The sequence below is a fragment of the Pseudomonas sp. CFII68 genome, assembly GCF_000416195.1.
GTDB lineage: Bacteria > Pseudomonadota > Gammaproteobacteria > Pseudomonadales > Pseudomonadaceae > Aquipseudomonas > Aquipseudomonas kilonensis.
The window spans coordinates 1-25,091 of record NZ_ATLN01000099.1; the positions used below are offsets into that span (position 1 = coordinate 1).

The 25,091-nt window shown below is 61.7% G+C and carries 26 protein-coding genes and 2 pseudogenes; 11 read left to right on the top strand and 17 right to left on the bottom strand.

What is annotated here, in order from left to right; translation table 11 throughout:
- The 5 genes and pseudogenes from CFII68_RS27540 to miaB all read right to left on the bottom strand — a co-directional run.
- A pseudogene (locus CFII68_RS27540) lies at window positions 1-156 on the bottom strand (apolipoprotein N-acyltransferase); the annotation flags it as partial.
- Window positions 157-183: 27 nt separating this feature from the next.
- Window positions 184-1,023, bottom strand: a complete 840-nt coding sequence (locus CFII68_RS09680; protein ID WP_003205870.1) for an HlyC/CorC family transporter — start codon at window positions 1,021-1,023, stop codon at window positions 184-186.
- 40 nt (window positions 1,024-1,063) lie between these two features.
- Window positions 1,064-1,522, bottom strand: a complete 459-nt coding sequence (gene ybeY / locus CFII68_RS09675; protein ID WP_003205868.1) for an rRNA maturation RNase YbeY — start codon at window positions 1,520-1,522, stop codon at window positions 1,064-1,066.
- Complete coding sequence (locus tag CFII68_RS09670; RefSeq protein WP_018609885.1) at window positions 1,515-2,525, bottom strand: PhoH family protein; 1,011 nt, start codon at window positions 2,523-2,525, stop codon at window positions 1,515-1,517. The genes ybeY and CFII68_RS09670 overlap by 8 nt, the downstream gene beginning before the upstream one ends.
- A gap of 238 nt (window positions 2,526-2,763) precedes the next feature.
- Window positions 2,764-4,092 carry a tRNA (N6-isopentenyl adenosine(37)-C2)-methylthiotransferase MiaB gene (gene miaB, locus CFII68_RS09665; protein ID WP_018609886.1) on the bottom strand — a complete coding sequence of 443 codons (1,329 nt, stop codon included), beginning with the start codon at window positions 4,090-4,092 and terminating at the stop codon, window positions 2,764-2,766.
- 133 nt (window positions 4,093-4,225) lie between these two features.
- Here miaB and CFII68_RS09660 point away from each other — a divergent pair, with 133 nt between their 5' ends.
- Window positions 4,226-4,555 (top strand): DUF1820 family protein, encoded by a 330-nt coding sequence (locus CFII68_RS09660; RefSeq protein ID WP_003185742.1) that lies wholly within the window; start codon window positions 4,226-4,228, stop codon window positions 4,553-4,555.
- A gap of 188 nt (window positions 4,556-4,743) precedes the next feature.
- On the opposite strand, the gene CFII68_RS09655 is transcribed toward CFII68_RS09660, so the two are convergent.
- The 4 genes from CFII68_RS09655 to CFII68_RS09640 form a co-directional block, all read right to left on the bottom strand.
- On the bottom strand, window positions 4,744-5,298 hold the full coding sequence (locus CFII68_RS09655; protein ID WP_003205863.1) for a tetratricopeptide repeat protein: 555 nt from the start codon (window positions 5,296-5,298) through the stop codon (window positions 4,744-4,746).
- 218 nt (window positions 5,299-5,516) lie between these two features.
- The gene (hemL, locus tag CFII68_RS09650) at window positions 5,517-6,800 is read right to left on the bottom strand and encodes a glutamate-1-semialdehyde 2,1-aminomutase (RefSeq protein WP_018609887.1); all 1,284 of its coding nucleotides are present in this window, start codon (window positions 6,798-6,800) and stop codon (window positions 5,517-5,519) included.
- 29 nt (window positions 6,801-6,829) lie between these two features.
- The gene (thiE, locus tag CFII68_RS09645) at window positions 6,830-7,456 is read right to left on the bottom strand and encodes a thiamine phosphate synthase (RefSeq protein ID WP_018609888.1); all 627 of its coding nucleotides are present in this window, start codon (window positions 7,454-7,456) and stop codon (window positions 6,830-6,832) included.
- Window positions 7,457-7,473: 17 nt separating this feature from the next.
- On the bottom strand, window positions 7,474-8,271 hold the full coding sequence (locus tag CFII68_RS09640) for a hydroxymethylpyrimidine/phosphomethylpyrimidine kinase (RefSeq protein WP_018609889.1): 798 nt from the start codon (window positions 8,269-8,271) through the stop codon (window positions 7,474-7,476).
- A 435-nt stretch (window positions 8,272-8,706) separates the two neighbouring features.
- Here CFII68_RS09640 and CFII68_RS09635 point away from each other — a divergent pair, with 435 nt between their 5' ends.
- The 4 genes from CFII68_RS09635 to CFII68_RS09620 all read left to right on the top strand — a co-directional run bounded on the left by CFII68_RS09635 (window position 8,707) and on the right by CFII68_RS09620 (window position 15,370).
- Window positions 8,707-11,088, top strand: coding sequence for a hybrid sensor histidine kinase/response regulator (locus CFII68_RS09635; RefSeq protein ID WP_018609892.1), 2,382 nt, complete (start codon window positions 8,707-8,709; stop codon window positions 11,086-11,088).
- Window positions 11,089-11,159: 71 nt separating this feature from the next.
- A complete protein-coding gene (locus CFII68_RS09630) occupies window positions 11,160-12,809 on the top strand; it encodes an acyl-CoA dehydrogenase family protein (RefSeq protein WP_018609894.1) in 1,650 nt (549 codons plus the stop codon).
- Window positions 12,810-13,152: 343 nt separating this feature from the next.
- Entirely contained in the window at window positions 13,153-14,652 is a 1,500-nt protein-coding gene (gene amn / locus CFII68_RS09625) for an AMP nucleosidase (protein WP_177325052.1), read from the top strand.
- Between the two features lie 151 nt (window positions 14,653-14,803).
- Window positions 14,804-15,370 (top strand): pseudouridine synthase, encoded by a 567-nt coding sequence (locus tag CFII68_RS09620; RefSeq protein ID WP_018609898.1) that lies wholly within the window; start codon window positions 14,804-14,806, stop codon window positions 15,368-15,370.
- Here CFII68_RS09620 and CFII68_RS09615 read toward each other — a convergent pair.
- Together CFII68_RS09615 and CFII68_RS09610 are read right to left on the bottom strand one after the other, a co-directional pair.
- Window positions 15,365-15,574 carry a DUF2788 domain-containing protein gene (locus tag CFII68_RS09615; protein ID WP_003185724.1) on the bottom strand — a complete coding sequence of 70 codons (210 nt, stop codon included), beginning with the start codon at window positions 15,572-15,574 and terminating at the stop codon, window positions 15,365-15,367. The genes CFII68_RS09620 and CFII68_RS09615 overlap by 6 nt on opposite strands.
- Window positions 15,575-15,821: 247 nt before the next feature.
- A complete protein-coding gene (locus CFII68_RS09610) occupies window positions 15,822-16,301 on the bottom strand; it encodes an Lrp/AsnC family transcriptional regulator (protein WP_003185723.1) in 480 nt (159 codons plus the stop codon).
- A 414-nt stretch (window positions 16,302-16,715) separates the two neighbouring features.
- On the opposite strand from CFII68_RS09610, the gene CFII68_RS09605 reads away from it, so the two are divergent.
- Complete coding sequence (locus CFII68_RS09605; RefSeq protein ID WP_018609913.1) at window positions 16,716-17,723, top strand: DUF6515 family protein; 1,008 nt, start codon at window positions 16,716-16,718, stop codon at window positions 17,721-17,723.
- Window positions 17,724-17,990: 267 nt separating this feature from the next.
- Here the strand turns inward: CFII68_RS09605 and trpA are convergent, their stop codons facing one another.
- Complete coding sequence (gene trpA, locus CFII68_RS09600; RefSeq protein WP_018609915.1) at window positions 17,991-18,803, bottom strand: tryptophan synthase subunit alpha; 813 nt, start codon at window positions 18,801-18,803, stop codon at window positions 17,991-17,993.
- Window positions 18,803-20,035, bottom strand: coding sequence for a tryptophan synthase subunit beta (trpB, locus tag CFII68_RS09595; protein ID WP_014335911.1), 1,233 nt, complete (start codon window positions 20,033-20,035; stop codon window positions 18,803-18,805). Before trpB ends, trpA begins: the two co-directional genes overlap by 1 nt.
- 112 nt (window positions 20,036-20,147) lie before the next feature.
- Here trpB and CFII68_RS09590 point away from each other — a divergent pair.
- Window positions 20,148-21,039 (top strand): annotated as a pseudogene (locus CFII68_RS09590) (LysR family transcriptional regulator).
- Here CFII68_RS09590 and CFII68_RS09585 read toward each other — a convergent pair.
- Window positions 21,012-21,338 (bottom strand): YqjD family protein, encoded by a 327-nt coding sequence (locus CFII68_RS09585; RefSeq protein ID WP_003196426.1) that lies wholly within the window; start codon window positions 21,336-21,338, stop codon window positions 21,012-21,014. The pseudogene CFII68_RS09590 and the gene CFII68_RS09585 sit on opposite strands and share 28 nt — an antisense overlap.
- Window positions 21,339-21,493: 155 nt before the next feature.
- On the opposite strand from CFII68_RS09585, the gene CFII68_RS09580 reads away from it, so the two are divergent.
- Both CFII68_RS09580 and CFII68_RS09575 read left to right on the top strand, forming a co-directional pair.
- Window positions 21,494-21,709, top strand: a complete 216-nt coding sequence (locus tag CFII68_RS09580; protein ID WP_014335909.1) for a dodecin — start codon at window positions 21,494-21,496, stop codon at window positions 21,707-21,709.
- Between the two features lie 115 nt (window positions 21,710-21,824).
- Window positions 21,825-22,046, top strand: coding sequence for a DUF1161 domain-containing protein (locus tag CFII68_RS09575; RefSeq protein ID WP_018609939.1), 222 nt, complete (start codon window positions 21,825-21,827; stop codon window positions 22,044-22,046).
- A 54-nt stretch (window positions 22,047-22,100) separates the two neighbouring features.
- Here the strand turns inward: CFII68_RS09575 and CFII68_RS09570 are convergent, their stop codons facing one another.
- Complete coding sequence (locus CFII68_RS09570; RefSeq protein ID WP_018609941.1) at window positions 22,101-23,102, bottom strand: LLM class flavin-dependent oxidoreductase; 1,002 nt, start codon at window positions 23,100-23,102, stop codon at window positions 22,101-22,103.
- Window positions 23,103-23,341: 239 nt separating this feature from the next.
- Between CFII68_RS09570 and CFII68_RS09565 the strand changes: the two genes are divergently transcribed.
- Entirely contained in the window at window positions 23,342-23,773 is a 432-nt protein-coding gene (locus CFII68_RS09565) for an OsmC family protein (RefSeq protein ID WP_018609942.1), read from the top strand.
- Between the two features lie 149 nt (window positions 23,774-23,922).
- The gene (locus CFII68_RS09560; protein ID WP_018609944.1) at window positions 23,923-24,156 is read left to right on the top strand and encodes a DUF1161 domain-containing protein; all 234 of its coding nucleotides are present in this window, start codon (window positions 23,923-23,925) and stop codon (window positions 24,154-24,156) included.
- Window positions 24,157-24,162: 6 nt separating this feature from the next.
- On the opposite strand, the gene CFII68_RS09555 is transcribed toward CFII68_RS09560, so the two are convergent.
- Window positions 24,163-24,588, bottom strand: a complete 426-nt coding sequence (locus tag CFII68_RS09555) for a hypothetical protein (RefSeq protein WP_018609946.1) — start codon at window positions 24,586-24,588, stop codon at window positions 24,163-24,165.
- A 39-nt stretch (window positions 24,589-24,627) separates the two neighbouring features.
- A complete protein-coding gene (locus CFII68_RS09550; protein WP_018609949.1) occupies window positions 24,628-25,041 on the bottom strand; it encodes a hypothetical protein in 414 nt (137 codons plus the stop codon).
- Window positions 25,042-25,091 lie beyond the last annotated feature (50 nt).

Below are 25,091 nucleotides of genomic sequence, written 5' to 3' on the forward strand. Positions count from 1 at the left end.
GCGCGGCGAGAGTTCGCGCAGCCCGGCATAGAACAGGCCGACCGCCAGCAATGCCAGCGGCCAGAGGTCGAACGGCGCCAGGGCCAGGGTGGTGATCGCGCCGGCCGCCATGGCCAGCAGGTTACCGGGCCAGCCGGGGCGGGTTATCCAGCGCATTTTTGTCCTTAGCGGGTCTCGCAGGGGTTATCGGCCAATGGGGGATAGGCGCAGCAAGTGAATCCGACGGCTGTCGGCATTCAGGATGCGGAAGCGCCAGGAGCCGATTTCCGTGGTTTCGTTGCGCTTGGGCAGGTGCCCGAAAGCGCTCATCACCAGGCCGCCGACGGTGTCGAACTCATCGTCGGAGAATTGGCTGTCGAAGAATTCGTTGAAGTTCTCGATCGGCGTCAGGGCCTTGATCAGGAAGTCGCCGCTGGGCAGGGGCTTGATGTAGCTGTCTTCCTCGACGTCGTGCTCGTCCTCGATGTCGCCGACGATCTGCTCGAGCACGTCTTCGATGGTGACCAGGCCGGCCACGCCGCCGTATTCGTCGATGACGATGGCCATGTGGTTGTGGTTGGCGCGGAATTCACGCAGCAGCACGTTCAGGCGCTTGGACTCGGGCACGAAGGTGGCCGGGCGCAAGAGGTCCTTGATGTTGAAGCTGTCGCCGTTTTCCTGAAGGATCAGCGGCAGCAGGTCCTTGGCCAGCAGCACGCCCATGACGTCGTCATGGCTTTCGCCGACGACCGGATAGCGCGAGTGAGCGGAGTCGACCACGGCGGGCAAAAATTCGCGAGGGGTCTGGGTCGCCTTGATGCTGACCATCTGCGAGCGCGGGACCATGATGTCCCGCACTTGCAGGTCAGCGACCTGAATGGCGCCTTCGACGATGGCCAGCGCTTCGCTGTCCAGCAGTTTGTTCTGGTGTGCGTCGCGCAGCAGCTCCAGCAGCTCCTGGCGGTTTTTCGGCTCATGGGCAAAAGCCTGGGTGAGCTTGCCCAGCCATGACTTCTGCCCGTTGCTCGATCGATCTTCGCTCATAGCGATTACTCTGAATCCTTTGTCGTTACAGGTTGATGTATCAGTGTTCGTCGCCGGCGTAGGGGTCGGGATGACCCAGCTCTGCAAGCAACGTTCGTTCCAGTGCTTCCATTTCTTCGGCTTCGTCATCTTCTATATGGTCGTAACCCAGTAGATGCAAGCAGCCGTGAATCACCAGATGGGCCCAGTGGGCCTCAGGGGTCTTGTCTTGTTCCGCCGCTTCACGCTCCACCACCGGGACGCAGATCACCAGGTCGCCCAGCAACGGGATGTCGAGCAGTTCGTCGGGTACGTCGGCGGGGAACGACAGCACGTTGGTGGCGTAGTCTTTCTGCCGCCAGGTGTGGTTCAGTTCACGGCCTTCGGGTTCGTCCACCAGGCGGATCGTCAGCTCGGAGTCGGCGCTGCGCTGGCGCAGGGCCAGTTCGCACCATTGGCGGAACTGGGCTTCGCTGGGGGCGGCGTGTTCGCAGGCCACTTGCAGGTCGAGTTCAAGCATTGTGACGATGGCCTTTGCTTTCGGCCGAGTCTTCATCGGCGCGATTCTCGAAACGCTCGTAGGCTTCGACAATGCGTTGCACCAACGGATGGCGCACGACGTCCTTGGGCATGAAGTGCGTGAAGCTGATGCCCGGCACGTCCTTGAGGACCTGGATCACATGGTTCAGCCCGGACTTGGTGCCCTTGGGCAAGTCGACCTGGGTGATGTCCCCGGTGATGACGGCGGTGGAGCCGAAGCCGATCCGGGTCAGGAACATTTTCATCTGCTCGACCGTGGTGTTCTGGCTTTCGTCGAGGATGATGAAGCTGTTGTTCAGGGTCCGACCACGCATGTAGGCCAGCGGCGCGACCTCGATGACCTGGCGCTCGATCAGCTTGGCGACGTATTCGAAGCCGAGCATTTCATACAGCGCGTCATAGAGCGGGCGCAGGTACGGGTCGATCTTCTGGGCCAGGTCGCCGGGCAGGAAGCCGAGTTTTTCACCCGCTTCGACCGCCGGTCGCACCAGCAGGATGCGCCGTACCTGTTCACGTTCCAGCGCATCGACGGCGCAGGCCACGGCCAGGTAGGTCTTGCCGGTACCGGCCGGGCCGATGCCGAAGTTGATGTCGTTGCCCAGGATTTCCTTCACGTAGCGCTGCTGATTCAAGCCGCGAGGGCGAATCATGCCTTTCTTCGTGCGCAGGGCCACGGCAGGCTCCGACGGGGCAGGGTTGTCGAGTTCTTCGACAGCCGATTCCTGCAGGAACAGGTGGACCGTATCCGGCGACAGCTCACTCCCCTTGGTTTCCCGGTAGAGACGGCGCAGCAGGTTTTCCGCGGAGGTGGTGTGCTTGGGTTCGCCGATCAGCTCGAACTGGTTTCCGCGGTTGCGGATCTCGATGGCCAGGCGCTGTTCGATCAAGCGCAGGTGCTCGTCGAATTGCCCGCACAGATTGGCGAAGCGGCGAGCCTCAAAGGGCTCGAGAATAAAGCGATGTGGTTCGATGGGTGCGTTCAAGGTCGTTTTTAGCCGCCCGGGGGCAATTAAGGTGAAATCAAGGATAACGCCAGTAGGCTGGGTGCGAAAGCTCTTAAACAGGCGAATCTGATCACAGGGCTTGGCACAACCCATGTGGGAGGAAGGCTTGCCCGCGATCAAGGCGCCGCGGTCTTCAGTGAAATTGCGGTGCTTCTATCGCGGGCAAGCCTTGCTCCCACAGGTCTTGCTTGCACAGGCAATAGGGTTTTTGAGCAGGTTACTGGATCAACGAACCGCGCAGGGAGTGCGGTTGCGCGGCGTCGATGTGCACGTCGGCGAACTGGCCGATCAGGGCCGGGGTGTCGCAGCGGAAGTTGACGATGCGGTTGTTTTCGGTCCGCCCTTGCAACTCGCCCGGGTCCTTTTTCGAGTAATCGGTCACCAGAATCCGCTGGACGGAACCGACCATTTGTCGGCTGATCTCGAAACCTTGCTGGTTGAGGCGATGTTGCAAGGCGTTGAGCCGTTCCTTTTTCAGTTCTTCGGGCGTGTCGTCCGCGAGATCAGCCGCCGGAGTGCCAGGACGCTGGCTATAGACGAAGGAATAGGAGAAGTCGAAGCCCACGTCTTCGATCAGCTTCATGGTCTGCTGGAAGTCTTTCTCGGTTTCGCCAGGGAAACCGACGATAAAGTCCGAGCTGATGCAGATCCCCGGCACTGCCGCGCGCAACTTGCGCAGCTTGGATTTGTACTCCAGCGCCGTGTGGTTGCGTTTCATGGCCGCAAGGATCCGGTCGGAGCCCGATTGCACCGGCAGGTGCAGGTGCTTGACCAGTTCGGGGACGTCGGCGTGGGCCTGGATCAGGCTGTCGGAGAACTCCAGCGGGTGAGACGTGGTGTAGCGGATGCGGTCGATGCCATCGACTGCCGCCACGACGCGGATCAGTTCGGCGAGGTCCGCCAGGCGGCCGTCATGGGTCAGGCCGCGATAGCCGTTGACGTTCTGCCCCAGCAGGGTCACTTCGCGCACGCCGTGTTCCGCCAGGTGGATGATCTCGGCGATCACGTCGTCGAACGGCCGGCTGACTTCTTCGCCGCGGGTGTAGGGCACCACGCAGAACGTGCAGTACTTGCTGCAACCTTCCATCACCGACACGTAGGCACTTGGGCCGTCGATGCGCGGTTCGGGCAGGTGGTCGAATTTTTCGATTTCCGGGAACGAGACGTCCACTTGCGGCAGCTTGGTGCTGCGCGCGGCGTCGATCATCTCCGGCAGGCGGTGCAAGGTCTGCGGGCCGAAGACCACGTCCACGTAGGGTGCGCGATCACGAATGGCGGCGCCTTCCTGGCTGGCCACGCAACCGCCCACGGCGATGACCATCTCCGGGTTGGCCAGCTTCAGTTCGCGCCAGCGGCCGAGCTGGGAATACACCCGGTCCTGGGCGCGTTCGCGAATCGAGCAGGTGTTGAGCAGGATCACGTCCGCGTCTTCAGCGCGGGCGGTGACTTCCAGGGCCTGGTGTTCACCCAGCAGATCGACCATGCGCGAGCTGTCGTACTCGTTCATCTGGCAACCGTGGGTTTCGATGTAAAGCTTCTTGGCCATGGACGGGATCATCACGTGATTCAAAGAACCGCGCATTATAGGGAACAAGTCCCTGGGTTCCTACCGCTGCGCGAGCAGTGGCTATGCTATAGTTCGCGCCCTCATTTTTACCCGCCGATGTGTTTCGCCAGCCATGACCAAACGTGAAGCTCCAATCTACAAGGTGATTTTCCTCAACCAGGGCCAGGTGTTCGAAATGTACGCCAAGCAGATCTATCAAAGTGATCTGTGGGGTTTCCTGGAAGTGGAAGAATTCGTCTTTGGCGAGCGCACGCAGGTGGTCGTCGACCCGAGCGAGGAAAAGCTCAAGGCGCAGTTCGAAGGTGTGGTGCGCAGCTTCGTGCCGATGCATTCGATCGTGCGCATCGACGAAGTCGAACGCCTGGGCACCCCGAAAATCAGCGAAGCCCGCGGCGCGGTCGGCAATGTGATGCCGTTCCCGATGCCGATGCCTGAGAAGTAGTTGTCAGTCAGTTAAGAGAAAAGGAGCCGAGCGCGGCCTTTGTGGCGAGGGGATTTATCCCCGCTGGGGCGCGAAGCGGCCCTAAAACCTGACACCTCGGTATTAGAGATTGATTGAGTTGACTGCTTTGGGGCCGCTTCGCAGCCCAGCGGGGATAAATCCCCTCGCCACAAGGGTCTGCGGTGGATTCAAGGCAATGGTGAGAAGGGCGTACGCCCATCGGCGTTCTGCAATTCCATCAGGTATTTGCGAAAGATCTGCCCCAGCACCTGGGTCGCCACTTCCAGCTCGTCGCGGGGCATTTGCTCGGCGACTTCGTCGGCGGTGTCCAGGGCTTCTTCGGCGCCATTGACCGCGGCCATCTTCAGGACGATGTAGGCCTGGACGTTGTTGGCTGGTACGCCTTCGCCATGGAAGAACATGCCACCGAGCTTGAATTGCGCCTGGGCATGGCCTTGCAGCGAGGCTTTTTCGAAGTAGTCGAGGGCTTTTTTGAGGTCGCGCGGCGCAGCCTTGCCTTCGTAGTAGAACTCGCCCAACTCGTATTGCGCTTGTGCATCACCTGCGTCCGCCGCTTTTTGACAGGCGTCGAGTGCCGGTGCGAGATCTTGCGGCTGGGTATTGAGCGTGCAACGGCCCAGCGCCGGGATCAACAACGAGTTGCCGCCTGCCTGTGCATTCGCCAGCAGGGGCTGAAGGAGCAACAGGCAGCCCAAGGCAAGGGTGCGGCCGGTGCGGTTCATGGGAATCGACTTACCTCTGAGGGGCGCGCGGACCCTCCGGGGGATCCAATAAGCGCGCATTATGAAATAAGCAGGGCCATCCTTACAAAGTCTTTACTCGTTTTTCTGCTGCGAGGGAATGCTAACAGCTGCTTGGGGCATAAATACGTAGGAAAAGGGCGGGAAGGTTGTCGGCAATCACTGACGCCAGCTTCAGCCGACGTCAGTTATCCACAGGCTTACTTCAGCGCAGCAAAGGCCCGTTCGGCCGCATCGAGGGTGATCTTCAGCTCGGTCTCGCCATGGGCGATGGACGTGAAGCCGGCTTCGAATGCGCTCGGCGCCAGGTACACGCCGCCGTCGAGCATCAGGTGGAAGAAACGCTTGAAGCGGTCGACGTCGCTGGCCATCACGTCTTCGAAGGTGACGATGTCATCGGCGCCACTGAAGTACAGGCCGAACATGCCGCCGGCCTGGGTGGTCACGAACGGAATGCCTGCCGCGTCAGCACGAACCTGCAGGCCGTCGAGCAGGCGGGTGGTGTAGTCGGTCAGTTCGGCGTGGAAACCCGGGCGGCTGATCAGGCGCAGGGTGGTCAGGCCGGCGGCCATGGCCAGTGGGTTGCCCGACAGCGTGCCGGCCTGGTAGACCGGGCCCAGCGGCGCGATGCATTCCATGATCTTGCGCTTGCCGCCGAAGCAGCCCACCGGCATGCCGCCACCGATGATCTTGCCGAAGGTGCTCAGGTCCGGCGTGACGCCGTAATGGGCCTGGGCGCCACCGAGGGCCACGCGGAAACCGGTCATCACTTCGTCGAAAATCAACACCACGCCGTGCTGGTCGCACAGGCTGCGCAGGCCTTCGAGGAAGCCCGGTGCCGGCGGTACGCAGTTCATGTTGCCGGCCACTGGCTCGACGATGATGCACGCCACTTCCTGGCTGACTTCGCCGAGCATCTTCTCGACGGCTTCGAGGTCGTTGAACGGCAGGGTCAGGGTGTGTTTGGCGAACGCTGCCGGTACGCCGGCCGAGCTCGGCACGCCCTGGGTCAGTGCGCCGGAACCGGCCTTGACCAGCAGGCTGTCGGAATGGCCGTGGTAGCAGCCTTCGAACTTGATGATGCTGTCGCGGCCGGTAAAACCCCGCGCCAGGCGGATCGCGCTCATGGTCGCTTCGGTGCCGGAGCTGACCATGCGTACCATCTCCATCGACGGCACGATCGAGCAGACCAGGTCGGCCATCTCGGTTTCCATCGCGGTCGGAGCGCCGTAGGACAGGCCGTGTACCAGTTGCTTGCGCACCGCATCCAGCACGTCCGGATGGCTGTGGCCCAGGATCATCGGGCCCCAGGAGCCGACGTAATCCACATAGCGCTTGTCGTCTTCGTCGGTGACGTACGCGCCTTCGGCGTGCTTGAAGAACAGCGGGGTGCCGCCGACGCTCTTGAACGCACGAACGGGCGAGTTCACGCCGCCGGGGATGTGTTTCTGGGCATTGGCAAACAGGGTTTCGGAACGGGACATGGTTGGGCTCTCGAAAACGGAAAAATAGACTATTTGATCAGCAGCAGCTCGTTGAAGGCGCGGGCGCGGCGCGTCACTTCAGTGGTGCTGTCGGCGCCGAACAGGCCGTGGACCACCGCCAGCAGGTCGACCCCGTGGGCCACCAGCGGGGCGGCGTTGTCCAGGGTGATGCCGCCAATGGCGCACACCGGGATATGCAGTTTGAGGTGCGCCTGTTCGAGCAGTTCAAGGTTTGCGCTGGGGGCGCCGGGCTTGGTGTTGGAATTGAAGAAACGCCCGAACGCGACATAAGTGGCACCTTCGCTGGCGGCCTGTTCGGCCAGTGCCAGGCTGGCGTGGCAGGTGGCGCCGACGATCGCCTTGTGCCCGAGCAGTGCCCGTACTGGCGCCAACGGGCCATCGGTCTGGCCCAGGTGCACACCGACGCCCAGGCGTGCGGCCAGCTCAGCGTCGTCGTTGATGATCAACTGGGTCTTGTAGCGCTCGCACAGGTTGCGCAGTGCTTCGGCTTCCCGCAGGCGGCGGGCCTCGTCGCTGCTTTTGTCGCGGTATTGCAGCAGGGTGACGCCACCTTCCAGCGCCGCTTCTACATAAGCGAGGAACTTGCCGGCCAGCAATTGGCTATCGGTGATGGCGTAAAGGCCACGTAATTTCATTCCACAGGCCTCCAGTGCTACGAGCAGAAATCCAGCGGCAGGCGACGCGGCACGAACTGGCCTTTGCCCAGTTGTTCGGCATCGCGCAAGGTGCGCCAGGTGTAATCCAGCGCCGTCTTGACGGCGCTGGCGAGCTGTTCGCCCTGGGCCAGCCGACCGGCCAGGGCGCTGGCCAGGGTGCAGCCGGAACCGTGGTAACTGCCGGGTAGGCGCTGGCAGGTAAAGGTTTCGCGGCGGCCATCGCGGCTGTACAGGCGATTATGGACTTGATGTTCGTCGCCGTGACCACCGGTGATCAACAGGTGTTTGACGAAGGGCAGCAGTTTTTCCGCGCACTCGTCGGCGCTGCCCTCGGGCAGTTCGGCGAGGATGCGCGCTTCCGGCAGGTTGGGGGTGGCGATGATTGCCAGGGGCAGCAGGCGTTCGCGCATGGCGTAGCCGACCTCATCCTTGCCCAGGCGCCCACCACCGCCGGCGCGCAGCACCGGGTCGCAGACCATGGGCAGGTGCGGGTGCGCCTGGAGCAGTTCGACCACCGTGTCGACCATTTCCAGTGAGCCAAGCATCCCCAGCTTGACCGCTGCCACCTGGGCGTCGTTGAGCACGGCATTGGCTTGCGCCAGCACCCACTCGCGGTCGAGCACGCGGAAATCGCTGACGTTGACGGTGTCTTGCACGGTCAACGCGGTAACGGCAGGGGCGGCATGACAACCCTGGGCAAGCAGGGCTTCGATATCTGCCTGCAAACCGGCGCCACCACTGGGGTCGTGGCCGGAGAGACAGAGGACAACGGGGCGAGAGCTGTAGATATTCATGGTGCGCGAGCTTACCACCAAACCCTTCTGGTCGGCGTGTACCTGTGATGATGGAAGTCATCTGTGGCGAGGGGATTTATCCCCGCTGGGGTGCGAAGCGCCCCCATTCAAACTATCTGATATACCGAGGTGACACTTATTGGGGCTGCTTCGCAGCCCAGCGGGGCGGTGCGACGCTTCGCTAAATCCCCTCGCCACAATAGAACTCGGCGCCTACGAAATTACGACCTGACCAAGGCAACAGCTCTATCTCAAGCCTTTGCTCTGAAACGCCCGTTCTAGAGCCTTCTGTAGGAAAGATTTCAATGGTGCAAATTGGCCATCAGCGGCTATGCTAGAGATGGATCCAACTCATAACAGGTAATGCCGGTTTTACGTCTACTCAGGGAATGGGGGGCTTCCTGACTCAACCGGACAGTCCACGCTGGGGCTTAAATGCGCTATTTGCTGATGTTGCTGCTGTGCTTGTCCCCTCTGGCAAGTGCCCTGGAATTCGATGAATTCACTCAAAGCCTGCCCTTGGGCCATGCCCTGCAAGTGTTCGAAGATGCGGGCGGCACGGCCACCATTGATGAGGTCCAGGCCCAGGCTGCTGCCGGTGCTTTCAAACCCCACGACAAAGCCACGCTGAATGCCGGTTACTCGCGATCAGCGTTCTGGTTGAAAATCGATCTGCACTATCGCCCCGGCAATCCGGACGCCCAGCGCACCTGGCTGCTGGAACTGGCGTACCCGCCGCTGGATCACCTCGACTTGTACCTGCCCGATGCGGCGGGGGCCTATCGCCTGGTTCGCCAGACCGGTGATGCGTTGCCGTTCACCAGCCGCGAGATCCACCAGAACAACTACCTGTTCAGCCTGGCTTTCAAACCCGAACAGCGGCAGACCCTCTACCTGCGCCTGCAAAGCCAGGGTTCGATCCAGGCGCCGCTGACGCTGTGGTCGAGCACCGCGTACCTCGAGCAACAGCCAGTGCGTTTGTATGTGCTGGGGATCATCTACGGCGTGCTGCTGGGGATGCTGGTCTACAACCTGTTCATCTATCTGAGCGTGCGCGATACCAGCTACCTCTATTACATCTTCTACATTGCTTCGTTCGGCCTGTATCAGTTGTCGGTCAACGGCGCCGCCGTGGAGTACTTCTGGCCGGATACCCCCTGGTGGGCCAACGCCGCGACGCCGTTCTTCATTGGCTGCGCGGGCCTGTTTGGCAGCCAGTTCGCCCGCAGCTTCCTGCAAACCGCCCGGCAGGGCCGTTGGCTGGACCGCATGCTGCTGGCGCTGATCGGCTACAGCGCGGTGGTGGTCGGCCTGTCACTGATGACCAGCTATGCCTTGGCGCTGCGCCTGGCGACGGCGTTGGCACTGGTGTTCACGGTGGCGATCTTTGCCGCCGGGCTGTTTGCCTGGTGGCGTGGCCTGCGGGTGGCGCGTTACTTCATCATTGCCTGGTCGGCGTTTCTGCTGGGGGGCATCATCAATACCTTGATGGTGCTGGGTTACCTGCCGAACGTCTTCCTGACCATGTACGCCAGCCAGATCGGCTCGGCCATCGAAGTGGCGCTGTTGTCCCTGGCCCTGGCCGATCGCATCAATGCCATGCGCGAACAGCAGGCCCAGACCCTGTTGGATGCCGGGCAGAAACTCGAAGTGCTCAACCAGCAATTGGCCCACAGCAACAAGCTCAAGGATGAGTTCCTCGCTACCCTGACCCATGAGCTGCGCACGCCGATGAATGGCGTGATCGGTTCTCTGGAGTTGATGGGAACCGTCGAGATGGACGAGGAGATGACCCTGTATCAACAAACCGCTGCCGGTTCGGCGCGGGACATGATGCGAATGGTCAACGGCATCCTCACCCTGACTGAGTTGCAGGCCGGCAAGCTCAAGGTCTATCCGGCGCCGTTCAGCCTGCGCGGGGTGGTCAATGCGCTGCAGGTGCAGTTCGGTGCCAATGCCGCGACCAAGGGCTTGGACTTCAAGGTCGACGTGGCCCCGGGCCTGGCGGACCGGTTGGTCGGTGACAGCGGCAAACTGGCCCAGTGCCTGGAATGCCTGCTGGACAACGCCATCAAGTTCACTCGGGTTGGCGGCCTGGCGCTGCGCGTCAGTGGCAGGCCGACGCAGCACGACCGGCTGGTGCTGTCCTTTGCCGTGATTGACACCGGCATCGGCTTTACCGATCTGGCAGAGGCGACCTTGTACCAGCGCTTCTTCCAGCTCGACGGCTCGATGACCCGCGAATACGGCGGCCTCGGCGTGGGCCTGGCCATCTGTCGGCAATTGGTGGAACTGCTGGGCGGGCGCCTGACCCACAGCTCCGAGTCCGGTCGCGGCAGCCGTTTTCAGTTGGACGTGGAATTCGACGTGGCCTTGCCAGCGGCGGTCCCGACACCGTTTTCCTTCGGTGGCCGCCAGGGTTCGCGCCTGCCGCAGGATTGCACGGTGCTACTGGCCGATGACAGCAGCATCGATCAGTTGGTCATGCGCGGCATGTTGCTCAAGCTCGGTTATCGGGTGCGCACCGCCGACAGTGGCCGCGCCGCGCTGGATCTGCTGCACGGCGAGCGCTTTGATGCGGTGCTGCTCGATTGCCAGTCGCCGCTGGACGGTGTGTCGCTCTGCTGCCAGATCCACACCTTGTCCGGATGCGAGGAGTTACCGGTGCTGGTGGTCAGCCCGAACGTGGGGCGCGAGTGCTGTCCCTCGGGCGCGCAGATCGATTACCTGAACAAACCCGTGAAATTCGAGGCACTGCAGGCGATGCTCCAGCGCCGTGTGCTTTGCCCGAGGCAGGGTGAAAGCGCCGATATTTAGGCGTATATGACACTTTGTTCGGCCTGGAGGCGGTGCTTAACTGAATCCCTGGCCGATCGAGGAGCCCTGTCATGAACCTGCACCAGTTCGCTGAAACCCACGACGTCACCAACCAACCGCCGTCCCTGGATGGCGCCAACCTGTACCGCATCGACCTGCCGCTGCAGCAGTGGTCGCAGCGCTTTGGGGCGGGCTGGGCACAGGCGCGGATCGATGCGTATGGGGCGCTGGCCGGCGGGCCGTTGATGGAAGCGGGCTTCCTGGCCAACCAGAACAAACCGGTGTTCTCCAGCCATGACCGTTACGGCCATCGCATCGACCTGGTGGAGTTCCATCCGGCTTATCACCAGTTGATGCGCACCGCCGTCGAGCACGGCCTGCCCAGTTTGCCCTGGGCGCATCCGCAACCCGGCGCGCATGTCGCCCGTGCCTCGATGACCTATTTGCACAGCCAGGCCGAAGCCGGCACCGGCTGCCCGCTGACCATGACCTTCGCCAGCGTACCGGCGCTGCGCTTGCAGCCGGACCTGGCCGAGCGCTGGCTGCCCAAGGTGCTGGCCACCGAGTACGACCCACGCAACGTCGGCATGGCCCACAAGGCCGGGGTGACCCTGGGCATGGCAATGACCGAAAAACAGGGCGGCACCGATGTGCGGGCCAACACCACCAAGGCCTATCCGGTGGGCGCCAGCGGCCCGGGCCAGGCCTATGAACTGGTGGGCCACAAATGGTTCTGTTCGGCGCCGATGTGCGATGCCTTCCTCACTTTGGCCCAGACCGACAAAGGCCTGACCTGTTTCCTGCTGCCGCGCCATCGCCCCGACGACACCCGCAATCAGTTCTACATCCAGCGGCTGAAGAACAAGCTGGGCAACTGTTCCAACGCCTCCAGCGAAGTCGAGTTCCGTGGCGCACTGGCCTGGATGGTCGGTGAAGAAGGGCGGGGGGTACCGACGATCATCGAGATGGTCGCCATGACCCGTTTCGATTGCATGGTCGGCTCCAGCGCCCTGATGCGCCAGGCGCTGACCCAGGCCAGTCATCACTGCGCGCACCGCAAGGTCGGTGGCAAGCTGTTGAGTGAACAGCCGCTGATGCAAAACGTCCTGGCTGACCTGGCGCTGGAAAGTGAGTCCGCATTGGCCTTGAGCCTGCGCATGGGCCGGGCGCTGGATCACTTGAATGACGAGCATGAGGCCAAGTTCGCCCGGCTGGTGACGGCGGTGGGCAAGTACTGGATCTGCAAGCGCGCCCCCGCGATGATCAACGAAGCCGCCGAATGCATGGGCGGTGCCGGCTACGTCGAAGACAGCATCCTGCCGCGGCTGTACCGCGAAGCGCCGGTCAACTCGACGTGGGAAGGCTCCGGCAACGTGCAATGCCTGGATGTGCTGCGCGCCTTGTCCAAGGAGCCCGGCGTGCTGGAGGTCTTGTTCAGCGAATTGGGCGACGGCCACGGCGACAAGCGCCTGGCCGGCCACATCCAGCAATTGCACGCAGCGTTCAAGGACACCGACGACATCCAGTACCGCGCCCGGCAATTGACCGAAGACATCGCCGTCGGCCTGCAAGCCAAGCTGTTGCTCGAGGCGGGGAACAGCGATGTCAGCGATGCCTTCATTGCCAGTCGCCTGGGTTCGGCCGGCCGGGTGTACGGTGCCTTGCCTCGGGGCTTGAATGTCGAGGCGATCGTGACGCGCTCCACCCCGCACGGCTTTTAAGAGGGCTCAGGTCGGCGCATAACCCTGTGGGAGCGGGCTTGCTCGCGAAAGCTTCACCACATTCAGCATCTTTGTTGTCTGACACACCGCTTTCGCGAGCAAGCCCGCTCCCACAGTGGACCTGAGTCGTACGCAACATCTAAGTACGCCATCGAACCTTGTGGGAGCGAGCCTGCTCGCGATGGCGTCGGCCCATCCAGCATCTGTGTTGTTTGATACACCGCTATCGCGAGCAGGCTCGCTCCCACAGGGGAACTGTGGTGGCAATTCTGGGGCTACTGAGATCAAGGGTGGGATCGAGTCCACTACGCCACTGTTCCCGTCGGGCGGCGATGCAGGCAAGATGAAGGCCTGCAAGTCAGAACACAGGAAGCTGATCGTGACCGAAGCGTTTATTGTCGTTCAAACCGCCGAACAAGCCGTGGATCGTCTGGCGGCCCTGCACGAGCGTGCGACCACCGCGCTGAACCAGGCGCTGATGCGTTATCTCAAGGACCGCGTCGAGCCGGATGCCGAGCAACGTGCGTTGTTTCGCTATCCGGCCTTGCGCCTGACCTATCACTGCCACGGCGAAGTCCCGCAAACCACGCGAGCCTATGCCAAGGTCCAGTTGCCCGGCACCTATAGCGTCACCGTCACCCATCCCGCCGCCTTCCGTAAATACCTGCTGGAACAGCTGGTCCCGCTGATGCACGACTTTACCGTCACCGTGGAAGTGGGCGTCAGCGAGCAGAACATTCCGTACCCGTACGTGGTGGAGCAGGGCGACGAACTGGCCGGCTCCGGCGTGACCGCCGCCGTGCTGGCACGGGTTTTCCCCAGCACCGACCTGTCGGCCGCCACCGATGGCATCGCCGACGGCCTCTATGACTGGGAAAACACCGACCCGCTGCCCTTGGCGCTGTTCGACGCCGCGCGGGTGGATTTTTCCTTGCGCCGGCTGGTGCATTACACCGGCAGCGACTGGCGTCATGTGCAGCCGTGGATCCTGCTGACCAACTACCACCGCTATGTCGACCAGTTCATCGTCCACGGTCTGGAGCAACTGCGCAGCGACCCGCGCTTTGTGCGCATGGTCCTGCCGGGCAACGTGATCATCGACAAGGACATGGAGCACGGCGAAGCGTCGGCCATCGCCGCCGGCGTGGTCTGGCACCGCTACCAGATGCCGGCCTATCACCTGCAGACCAATGATGGCCATGGCGTGACCCTGGTGAACATCGGTGTCGGCCCGTCCAACGCCAAGAACATCACCGACCACCTGGCCGTGCTGCGCCCGCATTGCTGGCTGATGATCGGCCACTGCGGCGGGCTGCGGCAGTCCCAGACCATTGGCGACTACGTGCTGGCCCACGCCTACATGCGCCGCGATGGCATTCTCGACCGGGTGGTGCCGCCGAACATTCCGATTCCGGCCCTGGCCGAAGTGCAGATGGCGCTTCAACAGGCCGCGGCGAACATCACTGGCGAAAAGGGCGATGAGCTGAAAAAACGCCTGCGCACCGGCACCGTGTTGACTTACGACGATCGCAACTGGGAGCTGCGCTGGGCCCAGGAGCGCCCGCTGATCAATCTGTCCCGCGCGGTGGCGGTGGACATGGAAAGCGGCACTATCGCTGCCCAGGGTTATCGCCTGCGGGTGCCTTACGGCACCTTGCTCTGCGTCTCGGACAAACCGTTGCACAGCGAGATCAAGCTGCCGGGCTCGGCCAACGCGTTCTATGAGCGCGCGGTCAACCAGCACCTGAAGATCGGCATCGAGGCGTTGGACCTGTTGCGCACCGAACTCAACTCGTTGCATTCGCGCAAGCTGCGCAGCTTCGACGAGCCGCCGTTCCGCTGATGCCCCGTTGAAGGGGATGGTGGTTATTTAACGGTCGGGCCACTAGCATGGTCGGCCCTGACCGTTAGATGTTGTATTCGCCATGCCCCGTCCTCCACGCCCTGCTTCCCGTCGCCCTGGCGCGAAGCTTCCAGCCTCCGCCCCGCGCCGCGTGGCCAAGGCCCCGCCGGCCGAGTCGAAGCTGATTCTGTTCAACAAACCTTTCGATGTGCTGACGCAATTCAGCGACGGTGAGGGGCGGGCGACGCTCAAGGATTTTATCGATGTACCGGGCATCTACCCGGCCGGACGGCTGGATCGCGACAGCGAAGGCTTGCTGTTGCTGACCAACGATGGGCAGTTGCAGGCGCGTATCGCCGACCCCAAGCACAAGCTCGCCAAGACCTATTGGGTGCAGGTGGAGGGCGAGCCGAGTGCCGAACAGTTGCAGCGATTGCGCGATGGGGTGGAGTTGAACGACGGCATGACCCTGCCGGCCGAGGCGCGCTCATTGGATGAGCCGCAACTGTGGCCGCGCAACCCGCCGGTACGTTTTCGTAAAAGCGTGCCCACGAGCTGGGTGGAGCTGGTGATACGCGAGGGGCGCAATCGCCAGGTACGACGCATGACGGCCGCCGTGGGTTTGCCGACATTGCGCCTGGTGCGGGTCAGGATCGGCGACTGGACGATCGAAGGGCTCGATCAGGGCCAGTGGAAGGAAGTGCCAGCGCGCTTATAACGCCCCGGACTCGATCAGGCCGATCACCACGCTCTTGATAACGAACGCCGCCACGCCGAGGCCCAGCACAAAAAACAGGATGAACGAGCCGAAGCGCCCGGCCTTGGACTTCTTCGCCAGGTCCCAGACGATGAAACCCATGAAAATGATCAGGATGCTGACCAGGCCGGTCATCATCCACTCTTCGAAAACAGCAGGATCCATCAGGACACTCCGGCGTGGACGGGGTTGAAAAGGCGCGGCGAGTATAAGGCATGGGGGGCGGGCACGGGATTGGCCTGCGGCGGTGTGTCGCAGCTATTCATCGCCTCAAGTTCACTGTTGATCGTTCCCACGCTCTGCGTGGGAATGCAGCCCGGGACGCTCTGCGTCCCCTCCAAGAGCCGAACGCAGAGCGTCCGGAGAGGCGTTCCCACGCAGAGCGTGGGAACGATCAATGCCACAAAAGCGGTCAGCTGCGCAGATGAGTCAACGGCAGTTCGGTGCTGTTAAGCACCTGGTTCAGCACAAAACTCGAACGCACGCTGGTAACGCCATCAATACGAGTCAGGTGCCCCAGCAGCAGTTTCTGGTAATGGTCCATGTCCGGCACCACGACCTTGAGCTGGTAGTCCGCGTCCATGCCGGTGACCAGGCTGCACTCCAGCACTTGCGGCAGGTTGCGGATGGCAGCTTCGAAGTTCTCGAAACGCTCGGGGGTGTGGCGGTCCATGCCGATCAGCACGTAGGCCGTCAGGCTCAGGCCCAGCAGCTTGCGGTCGAGCAGGGCGACCTGGCGGGTGATGTAGCCATCATCTTCCAACTGCTTGACCCGTCGCGAGCAGGGGGAGGGCGACAGGCCGATGCGTTCGGCCAGTTCCTGGTTGGAGATGCGCGCGTCGCGCTGCAATTCCGCCAGAATACTCAGGTCGTAACGGTCAAGTTTGCTCATCGGTCGGGCCTTTATCTTGATAATTGCGGAAGATTATCTATCTAGGGTTAAAAATTGCGCAAGTGATGTTTATTTCCGCAATCTTCGCAATCATCTGTCGGCACCCAAGGCCTATGCTTACCACCAAGATCACTGCTCGGACAAACAGTCCAGTGCAGCCCGCCCAATCAGGCCGGCTGCGGCCGCAGTACCCACCGGTACTGGCAGGCCCCCGAGCTGCACACTGTCCAGAAGACGGCGTGAGGTGAGCCGACGTCATAAGCGTCGCGCACGGACGAAATTCTCAAGGGGAGGCCGACGGGTCTCCCTTTTTTAATGCCTGCGAAATAAACCCCGTGGCTGATAATCTGTCGCAGAACCGGCCTGGGCTTTTCCAGTCTTATTATCAGGCCCTGAACCGTTGTGAGGAATTTCATGAAGTCGCGCATCTGGCGTTTGGCAGGTGTTGGTCTGTTGTGGGCAAGTGTCAGTGCGCAGGGAATGGCCGACGATCAGCAAAACCGTGGCGGTCCGGACGGCGGTCGCGGGCAGGACGGGCGCGGCGGCAACGGCCAGGGTTATTCGGGCCAGCCGCGGCCGCAGAGCAACGAAATCATTCGCGGCGACAACAGTCGTCAGTTCGAGGTCAAGCCGCAGAATCCAGGCGCACAGCATTACGATCGTCCTGCGCAGGACCCTAACGCCCACGGTCGCCCGCCGCAGCCACAACCCGGTAACAACCTGCCGATCCAGGGCCGGCCCGACAGCGTGACCCAGACTCGGGAACCGCAACCGGGGTATTACCGCGACATTCCTCGTCGCAGCGATGGTTATCCGAGCGGCGGGCCACGCCCAAGTCATGACAACCGTCCCGAACAGCATTGGCCTGGTCGGCCGGACGGCCATGGCAACGGCTGGGGCCCGGGGCCGCAATACCGCCCGGGTTATGTGATCGACCGTTTCCCGGATCGCAACTACCGCGTGCCCTATCGCGGCCAGGATTATTTCTATTCGGGTGGCTACTGGTATCGCCCGCAAGGGCCGCGTTATGTCGTGGTCGCGCCGCCGCGGGGCATCCGTACCCGTTACCTGCCCGATTACGCCAGGGAAGTGTGGATCGGCAGTTCACTGTTCTTTCTCGCCGCCGGCGCCTATTACATCTACGAAGCCAATACTCAGAATTACGTTGTGGTCGAGCCGCCCGTGGCCAACCCGCAACCTCAACCCCAGGGCAACAGCTTTGACGTGGTGGCCTATCCGGCCAACGGCCAGTCGCCTGAGCAGGTCAATCAGGATGGCTACGACTGCTATCGCTGGGCCGTGCAGCAGAGCGGTTTCGACCCGCGCAACTACACCTACCCTCCGGCACCGGAAGTGGTACAGACCTATCGCCAGGCCCAGGGCAGTTGCTTGAGCAGTCGCGGGTATCAGGTGACGTACTGAGGCTTGGTGAAGGCCGGGCGGACCCTGCTTCTTGTGGCGAGGGGATTTATCCCCGCTGGACTGCGAAGCAGTCCCAAAGCAGCCGACTCAATCTGTCTGGCACACCGAGGCGGCGGATTTCAGGGCCGCTTCGCGCCCCAGCGGGGATAAATCCCCTCGCCACAAAAGCCAGGCCTCAGACATCCCCGCCAAGCATTTCATGCGCAATAAAAAAGGGTTCAGAACTAAGTTCTGAACCCTTTTTTGTGCCTGCGAGTCGAATCAAAATCAGCCTAGACGCGCCTTGCGCACACCATCAGCCAGGGCGGCACACAAGCTCAACACGCCATCAATCGCCTGCTCCGACGTATCGGCACTGGCGATATGGTCGATCAGCGCCGAGCCCACCACCACCCCATCAGCCAATCGTGCGATGGCCGCCGCCTGCTCCGGCGTACGAATACCGAAACCAATGCTGATCGGCAAATCGGTGTGGCGACGCAGCCGCGCCACAGCTTCTTCCACGTGCTCCAGCGTCGCGGCACCGGCACCGGTCACACCCGCCACCGACACGTAATATACAAAGCCCGAACTGCCGTTGAGCACCGTCGGCAAACGCACGTCGTCGGTGGTTGGCGTGGTCAAGCGGATGAAGTCCAGGCCAGCTGCCTGGGCCGGTTCGCACAGTTCGCTGTTGTGCTCGGGCGGCATGTCCACAACGATCAGGCCATCCACGCCAGATTCCAGCGCCTCGCCAATGAAACGCTGCACGCCATAACGGTGGATCGGGTTGAAGTACCCCATCAGCACCAGCGGTGTCTGGCTGTTGTCTTTGCGGAACTCACGAACCATCTGCAGGGTTTTCGCCAGGTTCTGCTGGGCCCCCAGGGCGCGGATGTTTGCCAACTGGATCGCCGGGCCATCGGCCATCGGGTCGGTGAACGGCATACCCAACTCGATCACGTCGGCACCGGCCGCCGGCAGGCCCTTGAGGATCGCCAGCGAGGTGTCGTAGTTCGGGTCGCCAGCCGTGACGAAAGTCACCAGGGCGGCGCGGTTCTGTTCCTTGAGTTCGGCAAAACGGGTTTGCAGGCGGCTCATCAGTGTTTCTCCTGCTGGGACTGTTCCATGTGGTGCATCACGGTTTGCATGTCTTTGTCGCCACGGCCGGACAGGTTGACCACCATCAGGTGATCTTTCGGCAGGTTGGGTGCGCGTTTGAACACTTCCGCCAGGGCATGGGCGCTTTCCAATGCAGGAATGATCCCTTCCAGTCGGCAGCATTTGTGAAAGGCTTCCAGGGCTTCGGCGTCAGTCACCGAGGTGTACTGGACGCGGCCAATGTCGTGCAACCAGGCGTGTTCCGGACCGATACCGGGGTAGTCGAGACCTGCGGAAATCGAATGGGCGTCGATGATCTGACCGTCGTCGTCCTGCAACAGGAAGGTGCGGTTGCCGTGCAGTACACCGGGGACGCCGCCGTTCAGGCTCGCCGCATGCTTACCGGTCTCGATGCCATAACCGGCGGCTTCGACGCCGATGATCTCGACACTCTTGTCGTCCAGGAACGGGTGGAACAGGCCCATGGCGTTGGAGCCGCCGCCGATGCACGCCACCAGGCTGTCCGGCAGGCGACCTTCCTGGGCTTGCAACTGCTCGCGGGTTTCCTTGCCGATCACGGCCTGGAAGTCACGCACCATCGCCGGATACGGATGCGGGCCAGCCACCGTACCGATCAGGTAGAACGTGCTATCAACGTTGGTGACCCAGTCACGCAGGGCCTCGTTCATTGCATCCTTCAGGGTACCGGTGCCAGCGACCACCGGGATCACTTCAGCGCCCAGCAGCTTCATGCGGAACACGTTGGCCTGCTGGCGCTCGATGTCGGTGGTACCCATGTAGATCACGCAATCGAGGCCAAAACGCGCGGCTACGGTGGCGGTGGCCACACCGTGCATGCCGGCGCCGGTCTCGGCGATGATGCGTTTCTTGCCCATGCGCCGCGCCAGCAGGATCTGGCCGATGCAGTTGTTGATCTTGTGCGCGCCGGTGTGGTTCAGCTCTTCACGCTTGAGATAGATCTTGGCGCCGCCGCAGTATTCGGTCAGGCGCTCGGCGAAGTAGAGCGGACTCGGACGACCGACGTAATCGCGCTGGAAGTAGGCCAATTCTTCGAGGAACGCCGGATCTTCCTTCGCCACTTCGTATTCGCGGGCCAGATCGAGGATCAGCGGCATCAGGGTTTCGGCCACATAGCGGCCACCGAACGCACCGAACAGGCCGTTGGCATCGGGACCGCTGCGCAGGTTGAAAGGGGTCGTGGACTGGGTCATCGGGCGCTCCAAGCAAATGCGTTGAAAGACAATGAGGTTCACTCTACCCCTGACATCCCCGACTGAAAACCGATAAGATCGCCACAACCTGTCAGAAAAACTCACAGATCACATGAGCAACGACCTTCCCCCCCTCAACGCCTTGCGCGCCTTCGAGGCCACCGCCCGCCTGAACAGCGTAAGCCAGGCGGCCGAACAGCTGCACGTCACCCATGGCGCTGTAAGTCGACAGCTGAAGGTACTGGAAGAGCATTTAGGTGTCAGCCTGTTCGTCAAGGATGGACGCGGCTTGAAACTCACAGATGCCGGCCTGCGCCTGCGGGATGTCAGCGCCGATGCGTTCGAGCGACTGCGTGGTGTTTGTGCAGAGCTGACCCAAAGCACGGCCGATGCCCCGTTTGTCCTGGGCTGCTCGGGAAGTTTGCTGGCACGCTGGTTTATTCCCCGCCTGGGCAGGCTCAATGCCGACCTGCCGGATTTGCGCCTGCACCTGTCTGCTGGCGAGGGCGACCTGGACCCCAGGCGACCGGGACTGGACGCCTTGCTGGTATTCGCCGAACCACCCTGGCCGGCCGACATGCAGGTGTATGAACTGGTGAGCGAGCGGATCGGCCCCGTGATGAGCCCGAACTACGCCGGATTCGCCCGCCTGCAGGCCGCACCGGCCAGCGCGTTGCTGGACGAATCATTGCTGCACACCACCTCCCGCCCACAGGCCTGGCCGACCTGGGCACAGCAAAACGGCCTTGATCCCCGGGCATTGAAATTCGGGCAAGGATTCGAGCATTTGTATTATTTGCTGGAGGCCGCTGTAGCGGGGCTCGGCGTGGCGATCGCGCCCGAGCCGCTGGTGGCTGAGGACGTGCGCGCCGGTCGCCTGGTCGCGCCGTGGGGTTTCGATGAGACGGCGGCGCGCCTGGCGTTGTGGCTAACCAAAATTGGCCCAGTGGCTCAGGCATGAGCTGAGCCAACCGACTCAGTCACCGCGTTTGCACAGCAAGTAAGCCGCCAGTAAACCAAGCGCACCGACCGCGACACCCGCTGTGGTCCATGGGTGTTCCTGCGCGTAGTCGCGTGTGGCGATCCCGGTTTCACGGGTTTTCACCTTGACCTCTTCATACGCGTCGCTGAGCAGATGGCGAGAATGTTTCAGGGCGTTCTCGGCATTGGCCTTGAGCGACTTGAGGGTCTTACGCGACTCGTCCGAAGCGTCGTCCTTCAGGCTTTCCAACGACTTGAGCAGACTCTCGATCTCCGCTTCCATGCTTTGCAACGAGGCTTTGCGTAACGAATTGCTGGCCATGGTGGCTCTCTCCTGCAGTGGTTGAGTGGCGTGTGTGAATTGGGACTGCGGACGTTTCTGAAAGTGCAGTAAATCTGAACTTCAGCGCGCAAACGGCGACACACGTATGACGAAAAATCGCTGCTAGGCTGTTAAAAACAACCAAGGAGAACCTCATGAGTGATCATCACACTTACAAAAAAGTCGAGCTGGTCGGCTCGTCTCCCACCAGCATTGAAGACGCCATCAACAACGCCCTGGCCGAGGCCAGCAAAAGCCTCAAGCACCTGGAGTGGTTCGAAGTCACGGAAACCCGCGGCCACATCGCAAACGGCCGGGCAGCGCACTTCCAAGTGACCATCAAAGTCGGCTTCCGGATTGCCAATAGCTGAGGGGCGGTGAACTTGCACGCTGGCGGAGTGCCATAGGGAATGGCGATGCGCTATGGTGTGCGCATCCTGTTTTTCCAATACCTGCCCTATTTGATCCGACCAAGGAGTGCGAGCGATGAAAAAGTTGATGGTAGCCCTGGGTTTGCTGAGCCTTGCCGGTGGTGCGTTTGCGGCCGGCAAGCCCTGCGAGGAGCTGAAAAGCGAAATCGCGGCGAAGCTGGATGCCAAGGGGGTGTCAGGTTATTCGCTGGAAATCGTCGATAAGGGCGCAGCGGCTGACGGAAAAGTCGTAGGCACCTGTGAGGGCGGTACGAAAGAAATCGTCTATAAAAAGTGATTCTTTTCGAACGTCAAAGCCGACGCAGTGCGTCGGCTTTTTTATGCGCGTCATTCAGCCTTTCATGACCTGCGCCAGCAACTCGTATGAGTGCAAACGATCGGCATGCTCGTACAGGTCGCTGGTGAAAATCAGCTCATCGGCCTGGGTTTGCTCGATCAACACGTCGAGCTTGGCGCGAATCTTCTGCGGGCTGCCGACCATGGCCAGTCCCAGGAAATCACCAACCGCTTCTTTTTCATGGGGCAACCAGAGGCCGTTCATGGTGTCGACCGGCGGACGCTGCACCAGGCTCTGGCCGCGCATCAGCGCCAGGATCCGCTGGTACACCGACGTCGCCAGGTAATCGGCCTGTTCATCCGTGCCCGCCGCCACCAGCGGTACGCCGAGCATCACATAAGGCTTGTCGAGCACTGCCGACGGTTTGAAATGGTTACGGTAGATACGAATCGCCTCGTGCATGTAGCGCGGTGCGAAATGGGAGGCGAACGCGTAGGGCAAACCGCGCTCACCGGCCAATTGCGCACTGAACAGGCTCGAACCCAGCAGCCACACCGGCACGTTGGTCCCGGTGCCGGGCATGGCGATGATGCGTTGGTCCGGGGTGCGTGGGCCCAGATAACGCATCAGCTCGGCCACGTCTTCGGGGAAATCGTCCGCGCTGCCGGAGCGCTCGCGACGCAGCGCCCGGGCGGTCATCTGGTCGGAACCTGGCGCACGCCCCAACCCCAGGTCGATTCGACCCGGGTAGAGACTTTCCAGCGTGCCGAACTGTTCGGCGATGATCAACGGCGCGTGATTAGGCAACATGACACCGCCGGAGCCGACACGAATGGTCGAAGTCCCCCCCGCCAGATAACCCAGCAGCACCGCCGTCGCGGAGCTGGCGATACCGTCCATGTTGTGGTGTTCGGCCACCCAGAAGCGGGTGTAACCGTATTTTTCCACGTGCTGCGCCAGGTCCAGCGAGTTGCGCAAGGACTGGGCGGCATTGCCATCGGCGCGGACAGGCACCAGGTCGAGGGTTGAGAATTTCACTTCGGACAGCTGTTTCATGGGCCGGGATCTCCAACGGCGTTCCGGGCTTTTCCCGAGGGCAAAAGCCTGCCGTTTCTAAAGGTGTGTTCCATGCAATGTGGGCATATACCCGAGTTTCAATAGCCGCGAAGAATTTTCCTACTAAATTCGTCGGCTAATCGACAAGGTGAACTTTTCCGGGCGGTCTATCCTCACAACCCAGACAGTTAAAAAAACACCCAGGCGCGTCTCTCGCGCCGGATCTTCAGGAGGCAGACATGGCTATCATCAAGAAAGCATCGGCTCATTGGGAAGGTGACCTGAAAACCGGTATCGGCTCCATCTCCACGGAAACCGGTGTGCTGCGCGAAGCGCCCTACGGCTTCAAGGCGCGCTTCGAAGGCGGCAAGGGCACCAACCCAGAGGAATTGATCGGCGCGGCCCACGCCGGCTGCTTTTCCATGGCCTTTTCGATGATCCTCGGCGATGCCGGGCTCAAGGCCGACAGCATCGACACCAATGCTGAAGTGACCTTGGACCAGGTCGATGGCGGTTTCGCGATCACGGCGGTCAAGCTGGTGCTCAAGGCGAAAATCCCCGGCGCCAGCCAGGCGCAATTCGACGAACTGAGCAAGAAGGCCAAGGAAGGGTGTCCGGTTTCCAAGGTATTGAACGCCCAGATCACCCTGGATGCGACGCTGTTGAACTGACGCGTGAAAGGGGCGCAGCCTTCGCAGGCGCTGCCGAAGGCTGCGATTTCTTGAATACAGTCGAGCTGTTTACCCTGGCGCAATTGTGATCGAATGAAGCCTGCAGTTTCAGCGCACAGGCAGTGCGCGCTGCCATGAGGAATTCGAACATGAAACGAGCAGCCTTGGTGGTCATCGGTTGCGCATTCACTGCATCAGCCCTTGCAGCACCCAAATCCTGCGAAGAGCTGAAAGCGGAAATCGAAGCGAAGATCCAGGCCAATAACGTGTCGTCCTACACCCTGGAAATCGTCACGAATGACGAAGTTCACGACCAGAACATGGTGGTGGGCAGTTGCGAAGGCGGCACGAAGAAGATCATCTACCAGAAGAACGACCGCTAGGACGCTCTACGGAACGCAATTGATTTGTCGCTCTTCGGCCACGATTTGACGCCTGGCATCATAGAGCCGGGCGCTGGGCGTGAACGCCAGGTTGCGAGCCTCCAGCCGATAGCGCTGGCCGGCCTCGAAATGATCATAACGCACGAGCATGTAGCACAGCCGCTCTTGCGGTTCGGCTTGCATGCCCAACCCACCACCGCTAAACACTTCGAAGTCGAAGCGCACTTTCAGTTCGTGGCTGCCCGGCGAAACCTGAAAAAACCGGCCGTCTCGCAATCGCTGGCCATCCAGGCTTTCAGCCATCAGCATTTTGCCGCCCGGCATGGGGGTAGCGAAATCGATCCACGCCATGTTCGGATCGACCTGGGGCAGTGGGCTCGTTGCACAACTGCTCATGGAGACCAGGACCAGTAACAGCAGAGGTAAGCGCATGGTGAATTTCCTGAAATCAGACCCTGAGCATAGCGCCAATCACGTTTGCTGGCAGCCCGCCGGCGTACCTTGCCCCACCACTTTGCGTTGCTGATCGTAAAGCTTGGCCCATGGCCGGAAACCAATGCTGCCGGCCTGCAGCTGGTAACGTTGGCCGGCGTTGAAGTCCTTGAATTTCACGTTCAACCGGCAATCACGCCACAGCGGCTCGGCATCCGGGCCGATGTTGCCGGGTTCGACGGCAAATTGATAACGCACCGTCAGTTCATGGCTGCCGGGTTGCACTTCGAAATAGCGCCGGTCGATGGACGTCCTGTCATCGACTTTTAACGCTTGCAGCGCGGTGTCCTGCTGGTTTCCCAGGTCGATCCACGCTTGGGATGGATCAGGATCACGCAAACCGGCGCAACCGGTCAGCAGCAACAGGCCGCTCGTCAGCATCAACACGCGCATAGCGAAGCTCCAGGCAAGCGAGATAGTCTTGTGGACAGACTTCCCAGGGT